Source organism: Streptomyces odontomachi (assembly GCF_024435355.1).
Lineage (GTDB): Bacteria > Actinomycetota > Actinomycetes > Streptomycetales > Streptomycetaceae > Streptomyces > Streptomyces odontomachi.
In genome coordinates this window covers 122,136-137,928 of record NZ_JAMJWG010000020.1, presented here as the reverse complement: position 1 = coordinate 137,928, position 15,793 = coordinate 122,136, and the positions used below count along the sequence as shown (strand labels likewise).

At 70.4% G+C, this 15,793-nt stretch carries 14 protein-coding genes; 10 read left to right on the top strand and 4 right to left on the bottom strand.

Annotated features, from left to right (window positions below):
• Nucleotides 1–17 precede the first annotated feature (17 nt).
• The 4 genes from NQO67_RS32970 to NQO67_RS32955 all read left to right on the top strand — a co-directional run bounded on the left by NQO67_RS32970 (nt 18) and on the right by NQO67_RS32955 (nt 3,897).
• On the top strand, nt 18–461 hold the full coding sequence (locus NQO67_RS32970) for a MarR family winged helix-turn-helix transcriptional regulator (protein WP_255954034.1): 444 nt from the start codon (nt 18–20) through the stop codon (nt 459–461).
• 179 nt (nt 462–640) lie between these two features.
• Complete coding sequence (locus tag NQO67_RS32965; protein WP_255954033.1) at nt 641–2,050, top strand: TNT domain-containing protein; 1,410 nt, start codon at nt 641–643, stop codon at nt 2,048–2,050.
• Between the two features lie 80 nt (nt 2,051–2,130).
• A complete protein-coding gene (locus NQO67_RS32960) occupies nt 2,131–3,375 on the top strand; it encodes an NAD(P)/FAD-dependent oxidoreductase (RefSeq protein WP_255954032.1) in 1,245 nt (414 codons plus the stop codon).
• An 84-nt stretch (nt 3,376–3,459) separates the two neighbouring features.
• Entirely contained in the window at nt 3,460–3,897 is a 438-nt protein-coding gene (locus NQO67_RS32955) for a glutaredoxin domain-containing protein (protein WP_255954029.1), read from the top strand.
• Here the strand turns inward: NQO67_RS32955 and NQO67_RS32950 are convergent, their stop codons facing one another.
• Nucleotides 3,898–4,479: a MarR family winged helix-turn-helix transcriptional regulator gene (locus tag NQO67_RS32950; protein ID WP_255954028.1), complete on the bottom strand. Its 582-nt coding sequence runs from the start codon at nt 4,477–4,479 to the stop codon at nt 3,898–3,900.
• Nucleotides 4,480–4,565: 86 nt separating this feature from the next.
• Here NQO67_RS32950 and NQO67_RS32945 point away from each other — a divergent pair, with 86 nt between their 5' ends.
• Entirely contained in the window at nt 4,566–5,597 is a 1,032-nt protein-coding gene (locus NQO67_RS32945; RefSeq protein ID WP_255954027.1) for an alpha/beta hydrolase, read from the top strand.
• Between the two features lie 95 nt (nt 5,598–5,692).
• Here NQO67_RS32945 and NQO67_RS32940 read toward each other — a convergent pair whose 3' ends face one another.
• Complete coding sequence (locus NQO67_RS32940; protein ID WP_255954026.1) at nt 5,693–6,874, bottom strand: ROK family protein; 1,182 nt, start codon at nt 6,872–6,874, stop codon at nt 5,693–5,695.
• 159 nt (nt 6,875–7,033) lie between these two features.
• Here NQO67_RS32940 and NQO67_RS32935 point away from each other — a divergent pair, with 159 nt between their 5' ends.
• From NQO67_RS32935 to NQO67_RS32925, 3 genes are all read left to right on the top strand, one after another.
• Nucleotides 7,034–8,053, top strand: coding sequence for a Gfo/Idh/MocA family protein (locus NQO67_RS32935; protein ID WP_255954025.1), 1,020 nt, complete (start codon nt 7,034–7,036; stop codon nt 8,051–8,053).
• Nucleotides 8,050–9,492, top strand: a complete 1,443-nt coding sequence (locus NQO67_RS32930; RefSeq protein ID WP_255954024.1) for a sugar porter family MFS transporter — start codon at nt 8,050–8,052, stop codon at nt 9,490–9,492. The genes NQO67_RS32935 and NQO67_RS32930 overlap by 4 nt, the downstream gene beginning before the upstream one ends.
• Before the next feature lie 296 nt (nt 9,493–9,788).
• Nucleotides 9,789–10,685, top strand: a complete 897-nt coding sequence (locus NQO67_RS32925) for an aminoglycoside phosphotransferase family protein (protein WP_255954023.1) — start codon at nt 9,789–9,791, stop codon at nt 10,683–10,685.
• Nucleotides 10,686–10,728: 43 nt separating this feature from the next.
• Here NQO67_RS32925 and NQO67_RS32920 read toward each other — a convergent pair whose 3' ends face one another.
• Entirely contained in the window at nt 10,729–11,202 is a 474-nt protein-coding gene (locus NQO67_RS32920) for an ATP-binding protein (protein ID WP_255954022.1), read from the bottom strand.
• A 179-nt stretch (nt 11,203–11,381) separates the two neighbouring features.
• Between NQO67_RS32920 and NQO67_RS32915 the strand changes: the two genes are divergently transcribed.
• Entirely contained in the window at nt 11,382–12,245 is an 864-nt protein-coding gene (locus tag NQO67_RS32915) for a helix-turn-helix domain-containing protein (protein ID WP_255954021.1), read from the top strand.
• A complete protein-coding gene (locus tag NQO67_RS32910) occupies nt 12,242–12,553 on the top strand; it encodes a DUF397 domain-containing protein (protein ID WP_255954020.1) in 312 nt (103 codons plus the stop codon). The genes NQO67_RS32915 and NQO67_RS32910 overlap by 4 nt, the downstream gene beginning before the upstream one ends.
• A gap of 58 nt (nt 12,554–12,611) precedes the next feature.
• Here NQO67_RS32910 and NQO67_RS32905 read toward each other — a convergent pair whose 3' ends face one another.
• Complete coding sequence (locus NQO67_RS32905; RefSeq protein ID WP_255954019.1) at nt 12,612–15,524, bottom strand: NACHT domain-containing protein; 2,913 nt, start codon at nt 15,522–15,524, stop codon at nt 12,612–12,614.
• Nucleotides 15,525–15,793 lie beyond the last annotated feature (269 nt).

The following is a 15,793-nucleotide window of genomic DNA, read 5'->3' as shown; positions in this document are numbered from 1 at the left end:
CAGGCATACTGAGCGACGTGGACGAATCCAGTGACGATCTCCCCATGCTGATCGGGCGCGACTTCTATCTGGCGCACCGCTACGCACGTGCCGCGACCAACCGTGCTCTCCGGGCGCACCACGTCGACCTGCGTCACCTCGCGGTGCTCGGCCACCTCGCCGAGGCGGGCCCGGCCGCCCAGCGCACGCTGGTCGATCGGCTACAGATGGACAAGTCCTCGATGGTCTACGTGGTGGACGAACTGGAACGCCAGGCCTTGGTCACCCGCCGCAGGGACGCACAGGACCGCCGCCGCTACGCCGTGGAGATCACCGCCGAAGGCCGCACCCGGCTGGCCGACGCCACCACGACCGCGGCACGGACCATGGCCGACCTGACAACCCCTCTGTCCCCCGCTGACCAGCAGCAACTGCACGCACTCCTGACCCGCTTCATCGAGCACGCCGGCGGAACCGAATAAGCCGTGAGCCGTGAGCCGTGAGCGGCGGGCGCGCCCGGTGTCCGCCGTCAGGGGCGCCGGCGCCCGCCCCGCCCCCTTGCGGTCGCGAACCGGGCGGGCCGCTACGGTACGCGTGCGCCGGCGCGTGAACCTAGCGGCTTTCCGGCGCTGGACGTCAAGGAAAGCCAGGGGGACGGCACATGACGCAGGAACAGGAAGACGAGGCGACAGCGCGCCGGGTGTTGGAGGTGGCCCGGCAGGTGGCGGCGTTGCTGCCGGACGGCTGGAAGTGGGCCCAACTCGCCTACCACGCGGTCGGTTCCTTCGAGACCGTCGTGTGGGAGGGCGATCCGGCCGACGCCACCGCTACCGCCGCCGAGGAACTGCCCCGCACCGAGGTCTTCGACCGGCTGCGCGCGCTGCGGCACGACAGCTACGACGCGGAGCAGGGCACCTGGACCGGCATCAAGATCACCATTTTGCCGAAGGACGAACTCCCGCCCGACGGCGAGTCGTACGAGGACTTGGTCGCCAGCGGTCATGCCGCGGACGGCATCGCCATCGGCTTCTTCGTCTTCCCGACCGCCAAGAACTTCCCCTGGCAGAAGGAGGTCACCCCGGCGGACTGTGTCCAGGAGCTGACGGCGTATCCGCGACCGGAGGAGCAGGTGCAGTGGTGGATGCGGTGGAAGGAGGAGCTGCACCGGGCGGCCGAGGCGTTCGACCCGGCCGAACTGCTCGCCCGGCCGCAGGACGAGAGCGCGCTGGTCGCGCTGCTGCCCCAGGACGAAACGGACCTGTTCGACCGGGCCAGGGCCGCCCTGGACGATCTGCTGCCCGGCAGCGGCGAGCGGTTGCTGATCGGACGGCTCGACGACGGGCACTGGTCGGTGGTGCAGACGGGCGCGGTGTGGTTGGCGGTGCGCTGCGACGGCGGCCGGTGCACGGACACGGCTGCGTTCCACGACACGTGGGAGGCCGTGAACCACGCCATGGGCCGCATCCTCGCCGAGTCGGACCCGGGCCTCACCGGCGGGATACGCAGCGCGGCGGGTCTGCCGTCCGCGCCGTGGGCGGACTGGTGCGCCTCCGTGACCCGCTGGGCGCCGCGCCCACGCGCCACCGCAACCGACACCTACCTGCCCCTGGTACCGGTACCGGACGGCGCCCCGCTGCCCGAGCCCGGGCCACCACCCGCGACCGGACCCTACGTCCGCGCCGGCTTCGTCGCCATGCTGGCCGCCGAAACCCATGTGCCCCCGCCGCGCGGCGTGGTGCTGGTGCCGGGCACCGAGGTCGACGCGTACGCCTGCCACGACCAGAACTTCGTGTACGCCCTCGGCACCCCCGAATACATGCGCGGCGCTGTGCACCGCGGGGTGCCCGACACGCGCCATGTGTACCGGGTGCTGAAGCCGCTGACGGGCTACCCGGGGATGTTCTCGCCCTGGCAGCCGCCGGACCTGCCCGCGCTCGCGCGCGACGGCCGCGGATACGGCATCGTCAGGGACATCGCCGAGTGGATCAGCTCCGGTCACCTGGTGGAGGTCTCCGGACCGGGTGGGGAGCCGGTCGCCGCCCCGTCGCCGGACGTTCCGCCCGAGGAGTGACCTGTCTCACGCGCTGGGCTGTCACAAACGTTCGGTCGCGCGCGGTCTAGAGGGTGAACCCCGCGGACCAAGGAGACACCATGACCGAGGAGACCGGTACGGCCAAGGACACCGGGAGGACCGACCACACCGATGTGGTCGTGATCGGCGGCGGATACGCCGGCGTCATGGCGGCCAACCGCCTCACGCAGCGCGCCGACGTGTCCGTGACCCTGATCAACCCGCGCTCGACGTTCGTCGAACGGATCCGCCTGCACCAGCTGGTGGCCGGGACCGACGACGCGGTCGTCGCCTACGACGAGGTCCTGGGCGCCGGTGTCCGGCTGGTGGTCGACGCCGTGACACGGATCGACGCGGGCGAGCGCAGCGTGACGTTGGCGGGCGGCGGGACGGTCGGCTACGACTACCTGGTGTACGCGGTCGGCAGTGACAGCGCCGACCGGAGCGTGCCGGGAGCGGCCGAGTTCGCCCACCCCGTCGCCGACCTGGAGGAGGCGGAATGGCTGCGGGCGATCGTCGACGCCCTGCCGGCGGCGGCTCCGGTGACGGTGGTCGGCGCCGGTCCGACCGGTATCGAGACCGCCGCCGAGCTGGCGGAGGTGGGCCGCACGGTGACCCTGGTGTGCGGCGAGGCGCTCGGCCCCTACCTGCACCCGCGGGGCCGCCGCGAGGTCACCGGGCGGCTGGCCGCACTCGGCGTGCGGGTGCTCCACGGCGCCGGAACGAAGGCGACGGCCGTGACGCGTGACGCCGTGCACCTCGATGACGGCCGCACGGTGCCGAGCGAGGTGACCATCTGGACCGCCGGCTTCGGCGTACCGGACCTGGCGCGGCGCAGCGGGCTGAGCACCGACGCCGCGGGCCGCCTGCGCACGGACGAGACGTTGACCAGCGTGGACGACGTGCGCATCGTCGCGGCCGGCGATGCGGCGGCACCGTCGGACCTGCCGCTGCGGATGAGCTGCCAGGCCGCGGGGCCGCTCGGTGCCCACGCCGCCGACACGGTGCTCGACCGGATCGCGGGCCGGCGACCCGCCCCCCTCAGCCTGGGGTTCGGCGGCCAGTGCATCAGCCTGGGGCGACGCGTCGGCTTCTTCCAGTACGCCTCCCGGGACGACCACGCCAAGTGGGTCCACCTCACCGGCCGCCCCGGCGCGAAGCTCAAGGAGTTCATCTGCACGCTCACCGTCAAGGCACTGGCACGCGAGGCACGCAAGCCCGGCTCGTACACCTGGGTCAAGTACGCCGGTCGCCGTCGGCTCCAGCGGGCCGAGCGCGGCACGACGCTGGGGACGGCCGAGCGGGCGGCCCAGGCGGGCCGTTGAGGCAGACCGGGGGTCTTCCCGGAGGAGGCGTGACGCCGATGCACTCGCGAGGGGCATGTCGACGCACCGGTAGTCTGCGTCTCCATGAAGCGTGCTTGGATCTGGCCCACGGTGTTCGTGCTCTGCGGTCTGGCCGTGGCGGCGGGGCAGTTCCTCGGCGGGAGCCCCGGCGGAGCCGTGGCGATCCTGGTGGTGTTCGTCGGGCTCGCGGTCGTGCACTCGTCGCTGGTGTTCCCGGGGTCGATCGGCGCGCAGGAGGCGGAACGCCGCAGTGCGGTCGACGGCCGTCCCATCGTCTTCTGGCGACCCGGCTGCAAGTTCTGCCTGCGACTGCGCTTCCGGTTGGGCCGTGACGCCCGCCGGTTGCACTGGGTCGACATATGGCGTGACCCGGCCGCAGCCGCAGCGGTGCGGGCGGTCAACGAGGGCAACGAGACCGTGCCGATCGTCTTCGTGGCCGGCCGGCCGCACACCAATCCCGACCCTGCCTGGGTACGCGAACAGCTGTCCGCTCCCCGGTGATCAGGAGCGGCCGTCGGGCGCCGGCGGGCGAGTGCCCTCGAGAGTCGGCATCAGGGGCGGGCCGTCCGACTCCGCCGCCAAGGTGACCTTTCGCAACAGGACCACAAGGTGCTCCCGCTCCGCCTCGCTCAGCGGCGCCAGCAGCGCGCGCTCCGTCGCGATCTGCTCGCCGATCGTGGACGACCAGGCACGGTGTCCCTCTTCGGTCAGGGTGACGAGCAGGCTTCGGCGATCCTCGGAGGCATGCTCCCGGGTCACGTAACCCGACTTCGCCAACCGGTCCAGCCGGTTGGTCAGCGTCGCCGGATGGGTGTCCAGCACTTCGGCCAGCCGCGTCGGTGACATCCGGTACGGCTCCCCGGCCGAGCGCAGCCGCCAGAGGATCTCGTACTCCCACATCTTCAGCCGGCGCCGGGCGAGCCCCGCCTCCTTACGGCGCTGGAGATGGCGCACCAGCATCTGCATCCGCGTGACGACCCCCTCGACCTTCGGGTCCAGGTCGGGAACCTCGCGCCCCCAGTGGGCGATGTGCCGGTCGATCGAGTCCGCGGATGAGGTCGGACCGTGCGGCGTCGCATCCATCACGCCACCCTACAACCAGTTACTTCCGATTAATATATTTTGAAATCATAGTAATGTCGAGGCCTCTTGCTTCCGAGGAGGTTCCGATGGCTCCATGGCCCACCGCGCTCGCAGGCCGCATCGACGAGCACGTCATCGACAGCGCCCTGCTGAGCGACAATCCGCTGGGCGATCCGGCGCAGCGGCCGCTGTGGGTCTACACCCCGCCCGGATACGACACCGACCCCGGGCGCCGATACCCCGTCACCTACCTGCTGCTCGGTTACGCCGGCACCCTCCCGGTCTGGCGCAACCGCACCCCCTACCGCCAGCCGGTACCCGAACTCGTCGACGGGATCTTCGCCCGTGGCGAGGCGCCGCCGATGATCCTGGTCTTCGTGGACGCCTGGACCACCTACGGCGGCAGCCAGTACGTCGACTCGCCGGGGACCGGCCGGTACCACTCCTACCTCTGCGAGGAGATCGTGCCGTGGGTCGATGCCCACTACCGGTCGCTCGCCGACCGCGATCACCGGGCGCTGGCGGGGAAGTCCAGCGGCGGGTACGGCGCGGTGATCACGTCGATGCTCCGACCCGACCTGTTCGGAGCGTTCGCGACACACTCGGGCGACGCGTTGTCACAGGCCCAGTACATCCCTCATTTCCTCATGGCGGCACGCCACTTGAGGGCGTACGACGGGGACGTCTTCCGCTGGTGGGACGACTTCCGCTCGCGGGTGGCCTTCACCAGGGACGAGGACCTGCGGCTGCTCGAACTGCTCGGCGTCTCGGCCTGCTTCTCGCCCGCTGCGGACGGCACACCGCAGCTGCCCTTCGAGCCGCGCACGGGAGCGATCCGGCCGGAGATCTGGCAGCGCTGGCTGGACCGGGACCCGGTGCGGATGGCGCCCCTGCACGCCGAGGCGCTGCGATCCCAGCGGGCGATCTGGATCGACGCGGGCACCCGCGACGAATGGTTCCTCGACCTGGGTGCACAGGCGTTCCGCGACGTCCTCGCCGAGGTGGGTGTGGACGAGGAGGTCATACGCTTCGAGTTGTTCGACGGAGGACACCATGCCGTGGAATACCGGATGCCGCCCGCACTGGCGTGGCTCTCCCAGCGGATCGCGACCCCCTAGGGCGTAACGCGTAGCAGTGAGGTACTGCCCGCGTCACCTCCGGCCCGTCGAAGCCGCACACCGATCCGGCGTCGAACGGGCCGGTCGGGCCGCCATCATGACCGGATCAGCCGGCGCGACAGCACCAGCCCGGCGGCGCCGAGGAGTGTCGCGTCGTCGTCGAGCGCCGTCAGGGCGATGGCGGGTGGGCCGGCCGGGTGCGGCGGGATGCGGTCGCACAGGTGCCGCTCGATGCGCCGCCGTAGGTCCTCGCCGCCGGCCACCACGTCGCCGTGCAGGATGAACAGTCCGGGGGCGACGAGTTGGTGGAGGTTGGCAAGGCCGAGCGCCAGATTCGCCGACCACTCCTCGAGCAGGCCCTCGGCGCCGGACTGTCCCGCCGCCGCCAGTCGCGCGAGGGGGCCCGCCGTCATGGTGGCGGCACCCGGCAGTCCTCGACGGGCCGCCTCGGCGCGCAGCCAGCCGTGTCCGGCGATCGTCTCCCAGCAGCCCCGCCGGCCGCAGTGGCACAGGATGCCGCCGGCCTGAACGGTGCTGTGACCGGCCTCGCCGCCCGTACCGGACGGGCCCCGGTCGACGTCGCCCCCGATGACCAGGCCGACGCCCAGGGCCTCCCCGGTGTAGACGGAGGCGAAGCGACTGCGGCCCCGGCCCTGCCCGAACCAGCGGTCACCGAGTGCCTGGGCGCGCGGGTGCATGTCGACGCAGACCAGATCGGGGGCGAACCGCTCGGCGATGGCCGAACCGATCGGCATCCCGTCGAGTTCGGGCGCGAGTGCGATCTTGACGACCGTTCCCGTGTCGGTGTCCACCATGCCGCCGACGGCGACCCCGAAACCCATCGGCTCGGCCGCGGCGGAGTCGCGCATCTCGGCGAGCGCGTCCAACAGCACGTCAAGCGCTCGGTCCCGGCTGCCGGTCCCGGTGTCGAACGCGCGCGCAGTGCGGGCTATGACGGATCCGCCCGCGCCGACCAGTGCCGCGAAGAGGCGGCCCGGCAGCAGGTGCGCCGAGACCAGCGGCGGGGCGTCCTCGGAGAACCACAGCGGGCGCGAGGGTTTCCCTCCGCCGGGTCCGCTGGGGCGCAGCGGCTGTTCCGCGAGCAGGCGCCGGTCGATCAGGTCCTGCACGATCGCGGTGAGCGCGCTGCGGGACGCGCCGGTGAGCCGTGCCAGCTCGGCGCGGGAGAGCGGTCCGAAGTCGTACAGCGCCTGCACCAGGCGGGCGCGCGTGGGGTCGAGAGAGCGGATCGGATCGCCGCCCCCGATTGAGTTCATGTGGGAAGTGTACTTACTCGGGCAGAGGTTTCTCGTGGTGTTCCTGAATTTCCGCGGATCTCCCCAGGGGGAAGGGTTGACGTCCACCGGAGTTAGTCCACAGCATGAACATACCTGCTACCTCCCTCCGGTCACCGTTCCCGCTAGCGAGGCATCACCATGAAGAAGATCGGCATCATCGGCGCCGGCATACGCGGCCGCATGTACGCGCACTCCCTCCACGGGTTCCCCGGCGCGCAGGTCCGGGCGGTCTGCGATCTGCACGAGCGGGCGGCCCGCGCCGTGGCCGACGACTTCGGCCTCACCGCCTACGCCGACCACCGAGCGATGGTGGCGGCGGAGGAGCTTGACGCGGTGATCGTCGCCACCCCCGACTTCGCGCACCGGCAGGCCGCCGTGGACGCGGCGCGCGCCGGCCTGCACCTGCTGATCGAGAAGCCGCTCGCCACCACGCGCGAGGACGCCGCCGCCATCGCCGAAGCCGTCGAGTCCGCGGGCGTGCAGTGCATGGTCGGCTTCGAGAACCGCTGGAACCCTGCCGTCCGCAGCATCCGCGACGCCGCGGACTCCGGCACGCTCGGTACCGTCCTGACCCAGAACATCCTGCTGAGCAACACCTACTTCGTGCCGACGAAGATGATCGGGTGGGCGGCGAAGTCGTCGCCCGCCTGGTTCCTGATGAGCCACACCGTCGACGCCGCCCTGTGGGTCAACGGGCGCACCCCGGTCTCCGTCACCGCGCGCGGTTCGCGCGGCCGGCTGGCCGCCCGCGGCGTCGACACCTGGGACGTCGTGCACGCCCTGCTCACCTTCGACGACGACACCACCGCCAACCTCACCTCCACCTGGGTGCTGCCCGACTCGATGCCGTCCATCGTGGACTTCCAGTACCAGGCCGTCGGCGACACCTCGGCGGTCTTCGTCGACCTCCAGGACCAGAGCGTGCGCACCGCGGGCCCGGACGGTTTCCGCTGGCCGGGCCTGCTGGGCGGCGAGATCGACGGACGGCTCCAGGGGCCCCCGACCTGGATGGTCCAGGACTTCGTCAGCAGGCTGGACAACGGTGAGCAGGTCGGCCCCGGCCTCGCCCAGGGGGTGCTGGTGACCGACGTGGTCGTGGCGATCCACGAGTCCCTGGACAGCGGGGACACCGTCAAGATCGCGGCGGGTGCGGCATGAGCACCGAGATGCGGGAACCGAGCCGGGCCGCCGGTGCCCCGCCGGGCGCGACCGGCGGCACGCGCGACAAGCCGCTGGGCACCATGGTCGCCGTCGTCGCCGCGGCCATCGGCGCCATCTACGGATACGACTCCGGCTCCATCGGCGGGGCCCTGATCTTCCTCAAGTCCGACTACCACCTCAGCACCCTGTGGGTGTCCGTGATCACCTCGATCGTGGTCTTCGGCAGCCTGGTCGGCGCCGCCTTCGGGCCCAGGATGGCCAACTCGCTCGGACGGCACCGCACGATGCTGCTCGTGGCCGTCGGGTTCGCGGCGTTCGCGGCCCTCAGCGCGGCGCCCTGGGGCGTGTGGTGGCTGACGGCGGTACGGCTGATGCTGGGCGTCACCATCGGGCTGTCGACCGTGGTGGCCCCCGTGTTCATCTCCGAGTTCGCCGCGGACCACAACCGCGGCAAGCTCGGCACCGCCTACCAGTTCTTCACCAGCGCGGGCGTGGTGATCTCGCTCCTGGTCGCCTGGGCCCTCTCGGACAGCGAGTCCTGGGAGGCGATCCTCGGCATCTCCGCGGTTCCCGCCCTCGTCGTCGCCGTCGCGCTGCTGAGGTTCCCCGACAGCCCGCGCTGGTACGCGATGCGGGGGCGCCACGCCGAGGCGCTGGCGACGCTGCGCCGCATCGACTCCCGGGCCGACGTGCAGGCGCAGCTGAACGCCATCCGGGCCGATCTGGAGGAGGGCGAGCAGGGCCGGTTCCGGGAGATCTTCACCCGCAGGTACGCCCGCGCCACCTTCTTCGTCATCGCCTTCGGCTTCTTCGTCCAGATCACCGGCACCAACACGATCCTCTACTACAGCCCGATGATCTTCGAGAAGGCGGGCTTCGGGAAGGCGTCCGACTCCATCCTGATGTCCGCTCTGGTCCAGTTGATCGCCGTGCTCGGCGTGGCGGTGTCCATGGTGATGGTGGACCGCTGGGGCCGGAGGCCACCGCTGCTCATCGGCACGGTCGGCGTGATCGTCGGGCACGCCGTGATGACCGGGGTGTTCCTGTCCGGCCACCTCGGTGGCGCCACCGGATACCTCGCGGTGGCCGGTATCGGGCTGTTCTACGTCGGGTTCTACCTGGGCATCGGCTCGCTGATCTGGGTCTACACCGGCGAGGCCTTCCCGGCGCGGCTCCGCAGCGTGGGCGCTGCGGCACTCCTGCTCTCGGACTTCGTCGCCAACCTGATCGCCACCTTCGCGTTCCCGGTCGTGCTGGAGTCCGTCGGCGGTGCGGCCGGGTTCGGTGCGTTCGCGGTGCTGTCCGTGGTGGCGCTGGTGTTCCTGTGGAAGATGGCACCGGAGACCAAGGGCCGCTCCCTCGAGGACATCCGCGGGTATTGGGACAACGGGGGGCGCTGGGTCGCCCAGGCGGCTCGAAGCGGCCCCGGCCGATGAGGATCGGCGCGTGCCGGCGAAGGATGGGGGGCGCTCCTCCCGCCCGGAGCGCGGCAACCGTACGACCGCCGTTCCGGTGGCCAGGTCCACCGTCGTCCTGTTCGGCGGAGCGCCGTCATCCTCGCCGTCCGGCGTGATCGGTGCCGACTGCCGCTCCTTGAGCTTGTCAAGGCCAGCAGGGTCAGCACGACGACCAGGCCGGGCAGGGTCAGGAAGAAGACGAAGGGCATGCCTCCCGTGTCCGACGGCACGTCTCCGGCATCCGCGCCACCGGCACGCAGGCCGATACTGGTGGGATGACCATGCATGGTGATCAAGTGGACGTGACCACCGAAGACGTTGCGATCCTGATCCGGGAACAGTTCCCGCAGTGGAGCGGCAAGGCGATCCGGCTCCTGGAGTCGACCGGGACGGTCAACGCCATCTTCCGCATCGGCAACGACCTCTCGGCGCGTTTCCCCCTGCGGCCGGCCGATGCCGCCGAGACGTTGGTGATGCTGGAGCAGGAAGCCCGGGCGAGCGCGGAGCTGGCGCAGGTGTCCCGGTTCCGCACCCCGGAACCCGTCGCCCTGGGAGCGCCCGGAGCCGGTTACCCCATGCCGTGGTCGGTCCAGACGTGGCTGCCGGGAACGGTCGCTTCGGACGTCGACCCGAGCGGATCGGAGGCCTTCGCGCAGGACCTGGCGACCTTCATCGCCGACCTCCGGAAGGTCGGGACACGGGGGCGGCCCTTCAGGGGCGTGGGCCGCGGCGGCGTCCTCACCCGCCATGACGACTGGATGGAGAAGTGCTTCGCGGAGAGCGAGGGCCTGCTCGACGTGCCCCGCCTGCGCCGGCTGTGGAGCCGCCTTCGGGTGCTGCCGCGCACGGGGGCCGACGTGATGTGCCACGGTGACCTCATCCCCGGCAACGTCCTGGTCGCGGGCGACCGGCTCGGCGGCGTGCTCGACGCCGGCGGCTTCGGCCCGGCCGACCCCGCACTGGACCTGGTCAGTGCCTGGCACCTGCTGGATCCGGGTCCGCGGGACGTGCTGCGGCGGACACTGGGCTGCGACGACCTCGAATGGGAGCGCGGCAAGGCGTGGGCATTCGAACAGTCGATGGGCGCCGTCTGGTACTACGTCGACAGCAATCCGACGATGAGCAGGATGGGGCGCCGGACACTCGACCGCATCCTGGAGTCGGCGGAGTGACGCCGCCCCGGCGACCGTATGCCGCCGCGCGGCCGTCCTGCCGTCAACGCAGGTCGAGTTCGGCGACGACCGTCTTCCCCGGGCCGGGCACGCGATTCCGTACGCGCCAGCGGGCGCCGAGTGCGGCCACCAAGGCCAGGCCGCGCCCGGCATCGGCGAGCGGCGACGGGGCCGCGGCTTCCCCCGGGCTCGGCGGGCGGCACTCCGTACGGGTGTCGGACACCTCGATGCGCAGGACGCGCCCGGCGGCGCCCGGACCGAGCGGATCCCGGTGCCGCAGCGCGAGCCGCACCTCGAAGTCACGCCCCGGCACCCGCCCGTGCGTGACCGCGTTCGCGGCCAGCTCCCCGACGACCAGCGCCGCGGTGTCCGACCCGACGGTGCCGTGGGGCACGCCCCAGCGCTCCAGTTGGTGCACGACCAGGTGCCGGGCCAGCCGGGCGCCCAGGGGCGTCGAGCTGAAGCGTTGGGCGAACGCGTGTGCAGGTTCGGTGGGGTGTGGGGTGGTTTGGTTCATGCCCGCCAATGTGACGGTGGTGATCGGCGCAGCGCCAGCGTGACGGGTCGTACACGGGCCGTGTACGCAAGGGCGGGTGCGGGCTGCCGTGACTCTGTGCGGACGGTGCGGGTTGACGGTGTGACCGGTTGTCAGGGGGGTGGAAGCACCCCTCGTTGCATCGAAAAGGGGGCAGGACCATGGACGTTGAGCCCATGGAGCCAGAACCGGAGTCGGAAACGGAGCCGAAGCCGGGGCCGCAACCTTCGGACAGCCTGAGCATGTTCGGGGCGGTCGTGAAGGGGTTACGGGAGCACGCGGGGCTCAGCCGTGAGGAGTTCGGCCGCCTGGTGGGGTTCTCGAAGCACACCGTCGCTTCGATCGAGCAGGGCCGGAGGGTGCCAGACTGGGACTTCGTCATGGCGGCCGATGCCGCACTCGGTTACACGGACGTGCTCCACGAGGCGTTCAAGAAGGTGTGCGAGCCGCCGTGCGGACTTGCTGCGTGGTTCAACCGATGGGCCTGGTACGAACGGCGAGCGGTGAGCCTCTACACATACGAGTGCCGCCTAATTCCCGGCCTCTTGCAGACGGACGCTTACGCCACGTGCGTGTTCACCGACCAGATGCCGCCGCTGAACGACGACCAGGTCGCCACCCGGCTCTCGGCACGGAAAAAGCGGCAGAGCCTTCTGTACGAACGGCCCAACACCGCGTACCACTTCCTCCTCGAAGAGAACCTGTTCCTCCGGCGGACCGGCGGAAAGCAGGTCACGAGGGAACTCGTCGAGCACGTCCTCGCGCTCACGGAGGTGCGGAACATCGAGGTCCAGATCATGCCGCTGGTCCAGGAGCGCCACGCAGGGCTGGGCGGTCCCCTGCAACTGCTGGAGACCTCGGGCAAGACGTGGCTTGCGTACTGCGAGGGGCAGGAGGGCGGACAATTCATCCACGACCCGAATATCGTGAGCGTGCTGCACCAGCGCTACGCACGGATGCGCTCGCAAGCGCTCACCCCTCCGGACTCGATCGCTCTGCTGGAGCGGCTGAAAGGAGCTCTATGAGCACCCCCGAACTGCACTGGTTCAAGAGCACATACAGCAGCGGCAGTGGCGACGACTGCGTGGAAGTCGCGCTGACCTGGTACAAGTCCAGTTACAGCAGCAGTGGCGACGGTGACTGCGTAGAAGTCGCCCTCGACTGGCGCAAGTCGTCGTACAGCAGCAGCGGCTCCGGCGACTGCGTCGAAATAGCCACCTGCCCCACCACCGTCCACCTCCGCGACTCCAAGGACCCCGAGGGCCCGCAGCTCACGCTTGCGCCCACCGCGTGGGCGGACTTCGTGGCGTACGCGGCGGCGGCCCGGGGCTGACCGAAGGCAACGTCACCCACTTCCGGGCGCCCGCGCACACCCTGGCGGGCGCCCGGAGTCATGCCGAGGGCGGGGGTGGTGGCGGGCTGGGCCAGGTGCGGAACTCTGGGCGGCTCAGGCTGAATTTCAGGAAGGGCAGCAGGTCTGCGTCCGCAAGGTCACGCTCGCTGGTGCGAAACCTGCTCTTCTGGAGCAGCCGCACCTGTGGGCCATAGCGGACGTAGAACGTGTTCACATCGAGTTTCTGACTCCACGCCTCGGCGAGCTGCTGGACAGTGTGTTCGCCGACCATGGCGAGTTTGAGGCATATGTGAGGCGGCAGTTGGGCGAGGAAATTAGTATGTGCTGGAGTGGCTCCGACGCTGCGCAGTGACATGATCCAAAGGTCGCGAGTTTCGTGCAGCAGGTCGCCGTACCCTTCGAGTGTGTCGTCATGGATCAACATGGCGATCTCGCGGAAGAATAATTCCCCCCAGGTTGGCGTGTGATACCGATACGGGGGCTGCGTTACGTTGATCTTCTTGACAAAATCCCTCACGCGTTCCCGTCCGAAGAATTCATCGCTCGTCGCGGCGAAGTCGTGCAGCGAAATTCTCGGGGCGACCAGGTACTTCTGGTCTTCGCTCGCCGCGTACAAGGCCAGCGGTGCCGTGATGCGTGGGTCGAGTCGAACGCCGGGGGGTACGTTGAATCCTTCGTTCCGTGCCAGCCACCATGCGATCAGCGCCACGAGGGAGATCAGGGCACTGTCCTTCCCGGCAGCGAAAGGCTGCCACACCCACCGGAAATCACTCGGCCTTCTGATGTGCCAGTTGCGCCTGGCCAACGGCGGGTCAGACGGGGCGTCATCGTCGAGCACTGTCGCCAGAGTGCCGGCGTCTAGGGTCCGTTCGATCTCGGTATCCCGTAGCAGGTCGGCAAGGTAGAAGGCACACGTTCGGGATGCATCGATGTCCGGGTTCCGATGGAACGACCGGGGCAGGAATTCAGCCAGTACCCGAGCAGCCTTCGGAGTGCGAATCAACCACAGTGCCCGAAACGGCAGCGTGGCCCGGTATCCCTGATACTGATCGAGAGGGAAAGCACGCAGTGCCGGCACCGCCAGGTTCCCCATCGACGCCAACGCCTCGACCGCCGCCTCGCCGATGCCCGGTAGCACCAGCAGCGTCGTCAGTGTCGTGGCGGCTCGCGGCATGTGAGTAGCCGCCAGGGCGAAGGCCGCTGCCCGTTGACGCGTGGGATGATCGACGGGACTGCGCGCCGCGCTCTCCAGCAACCGCAACACCCTCGGCCCCGGCTCCCGCCGATCCGCGGCGACCACCCCGAACGCCGTGGTCACCTGGCGGAACGAGCCGTCGCCCAAGTCCTCGTTGAGCAGCCGCATGGCAGCCTCGATCACGCGCTCCGAGAGCTCACGCTCCACCTGGTGCGCATCCGCCAGACACTGGAACGCCAGCAGCGGGTCCTGACGGAAGACCTCCCGAACGACCTCCGTGCAGTCCCGCACCTCCACCCCGCACCACAGCCGCACCGTCTCCCGCCAGGCCGCCGGATCACGGGCGTACCGTCCCAGGAGCGCTGCCGGATCGCCGGCGAGCGCCCTGGCCGTGAGGTACTCCTGCAAGGTCAGGTGGGCGAACTGGTACCGCACGCCGCCGTCGATGCGCAGCAGCAGGCCCGTGCGCTCGACGATCTCCGTCAGCACCTCCAGGGCCTTCTCCGACGTCGCCTCCCGCCGCTGGTCCACCAAGGCCGCCTCGATGTGCCGGAGCACCTCCTTCTCCTCCAGGGCCAGCCGGTCGTGCGCGCTCGACGGGACGTCCTGCGCCGCGAGCGCGATCCGCTGGAGCGCGGCGAGTTTCACCGGACGCGGATGGCGGGTGCGGCGGCGGTCGTCGAGGAGGGCGCCGACGACCTCCTTGTAGAAGTCGGCGCGGGTGTGCGGAAGTTGCTCGTTGGTGCCCGCGTACACGGTGCTGTGCAGGTAGGCCACCATGGTCAGCAGCAACGGGTTGGTGACCAGTGCCATCAGCTGCGGGGTGTCGCGCAGCACGCCGAGGAGCTGGTCGGCGGTGTCCGGCTCCAGGTCGTCCGGCCACGGGTAGCCGCGCAGGAAGCGGCCGATCTGGGTGTCGTCGAACGGCTCGACGTGCAGCGGCGCGCCGAAGTCCTCGTTGAACTCGCCTTCGTAGACCGCGACCCGACAGGTGATGACGGCCCGGCACGAGCGGTGTTCGCCCAGGAACGTACGCAACATCTGGACGATGTCCGCACGGTGGGCCGTGGTGACCTCGTCCAGGCCGTCGAAGTAGAGCGCGGCCCCGCCACCGTCGAGCACCCGGTCCAGCCACCGCCCCGCGTTACGGAAACCGAGGCCGGCGAGGTGGCTGACGATCTGCTCGCGCAGGCCCACGCCCGGGTCGAGCCGGCCAAGCGGCAGCAGCACGGGGATCCCCGTGAGGTCGCGCACGTCGGCGCGCGGCGGGCGGCGACGGCCGTACCATGTGCGGCGAGCCGGGGCGTCCGGGCGATGGCGGGCGAGGACCCAGGTCAGCACGGTGTGCCGCAGCAGCATCGTCTTGCCGGCACCGGGGGCACCGAGCACGACCGTGCGGTCCTTGTCGGCCAGCGACGCGGACGCCGTGCGCCCTCCCGCACTGCCCGAAGGACGCGGGAGGCCCGGCACGCCCGTCGCCAGGCCCAGCCTGACGTACACCTGCCGCATGTCCATCGGCTCGGACGACGAACCAGGCTGGAAGGAGACGTGGAACTGCCGGTGTTCGTCGTACAGCCGGTGCACGTAGGCACGGACCGCCCTGCGGGTGAAGAGGTCGCGGCCCACCAACCAGTCGAAGAGATGGCGCCCGACGAAGTCGAGGAGCTTCTTGAACGACTCCTTGAACTTGGCCCCCAGCGCCGCCAACACGACGCCGACAGCGACCAGTAGCGCATCCTGCGCATGTGCCCACACATGTCCCCCTGTGCCCCCGGTGCCCTGCTCTTGTGCAGGGCCAGCAGCATACGAAGCCGCGCGCACGGCCTGCACGCGTGGGTTGATTACCCCTCTGACGTGCGGATGTGATCAATTTTTTTGGATGTGTGAAGGGGTTGCGAGGGCTTCTTTACGCTACGGTTCCGACTCGTCGCCAGGGCGGCGTCCCCGCACTTCCCCCTTTCCCCACCAGGCGGTGACGCCCCTGCCCGGGTGCAGCACCACACTCTTCGACCCCTGTGAAACGG

What these genes read in the sequence shown, in the direction of transcription:
- NQO67_RS32965 (WP_255954033.1), top strand. Translation starts at nt 641, where the DNA reads ATGACGCAGGAACAGGAAGACGAGGCGACAGCGCGCCGGGTGTTGGAG.
- NQO67_RS32960 (WP_255954032.1), top strand. Translation starts at nt 2,131, where the DNA reads ATGACCGAGGAGACCGGTACGGCCAAGGACACCGGGAGGACCGACCAC.
- NQO67_RS32955 (WP_255954029.1), top strand. Translation starts at nt 3,460, where the DNA reads ATGAAGCGTGCTTGGATCTGGCCCACGGTGTTCGTGCTCTGCGGTCTG.
- NQO67_RS32950 (WP_255954028.1), bottom strand. Translation starts at nt 4,479, where the DNA reads ATGGATGCGACGCCGCACGGTCCGACCTCATCCGCGGACTCGATCGAC.
- NQO67_RS32945 (WP_255954027.1), top strand. Translation starts at nt 4,566, where the DNA reads ATGGCTCCATGGCCCACCGCGCTCGCAGGCCGCATCGACGAGCACGTC.
- NQO67_RS32940 (WP_255954026.1), bottom strand. Translation starts at nt 6,874, where the DNA reads ATGAACTCAATCGGGGGCGGCGATCCGATCCGCTCTCTCGACCCCACG.
- NQO67_RS32935 (WP_255954025.1), top strand. Translation starts at nt 7,034, where the DNA reads ATGAAGAAGATCGGCATCATCGGCGCCGGCATACGCGGCCGCATGTAC.
- NQO67_RS32930 (WP_255954024.1), top strand. Translation starts at nt 8,050, where the DNA reads ATGAGCACCGAGATGCGGGAACCGAGCCGGGCCGCCGGTGCCCCGCCG.
- NQO67_RS32925 (WP_255954023.1), top strand. Translation starts at nt 9,789, where the DNA reads ATGACCATGCATGGTGATCAAGTGGACGTGACCACCGAAGACGTTGCG.
- NQO67_RS32920 (WP_255954022.1), bottom strand. Translation starts at nt 11,202, where the DNA reads ATGAACCAAACCACCCCACACCCCACCGAACCTGCACACGCGTTCGCC.
- NQO67_RS32915 (WP_255954021.1), top strand. Translation starts at nt 11,382, where the DNA reads ATGGACGTTGAGCCCATGGAGCCAGAACCGGAGTCGGAAACGGAGCCG.
- NQO67_RS32910 (WP_255954020.1), top strand. Translation starts at nt 12,242, where the DNA reads ATGAGCACCCCCGAACTGCACTGGTTCAAGAGCACATACAGCAGCGGC.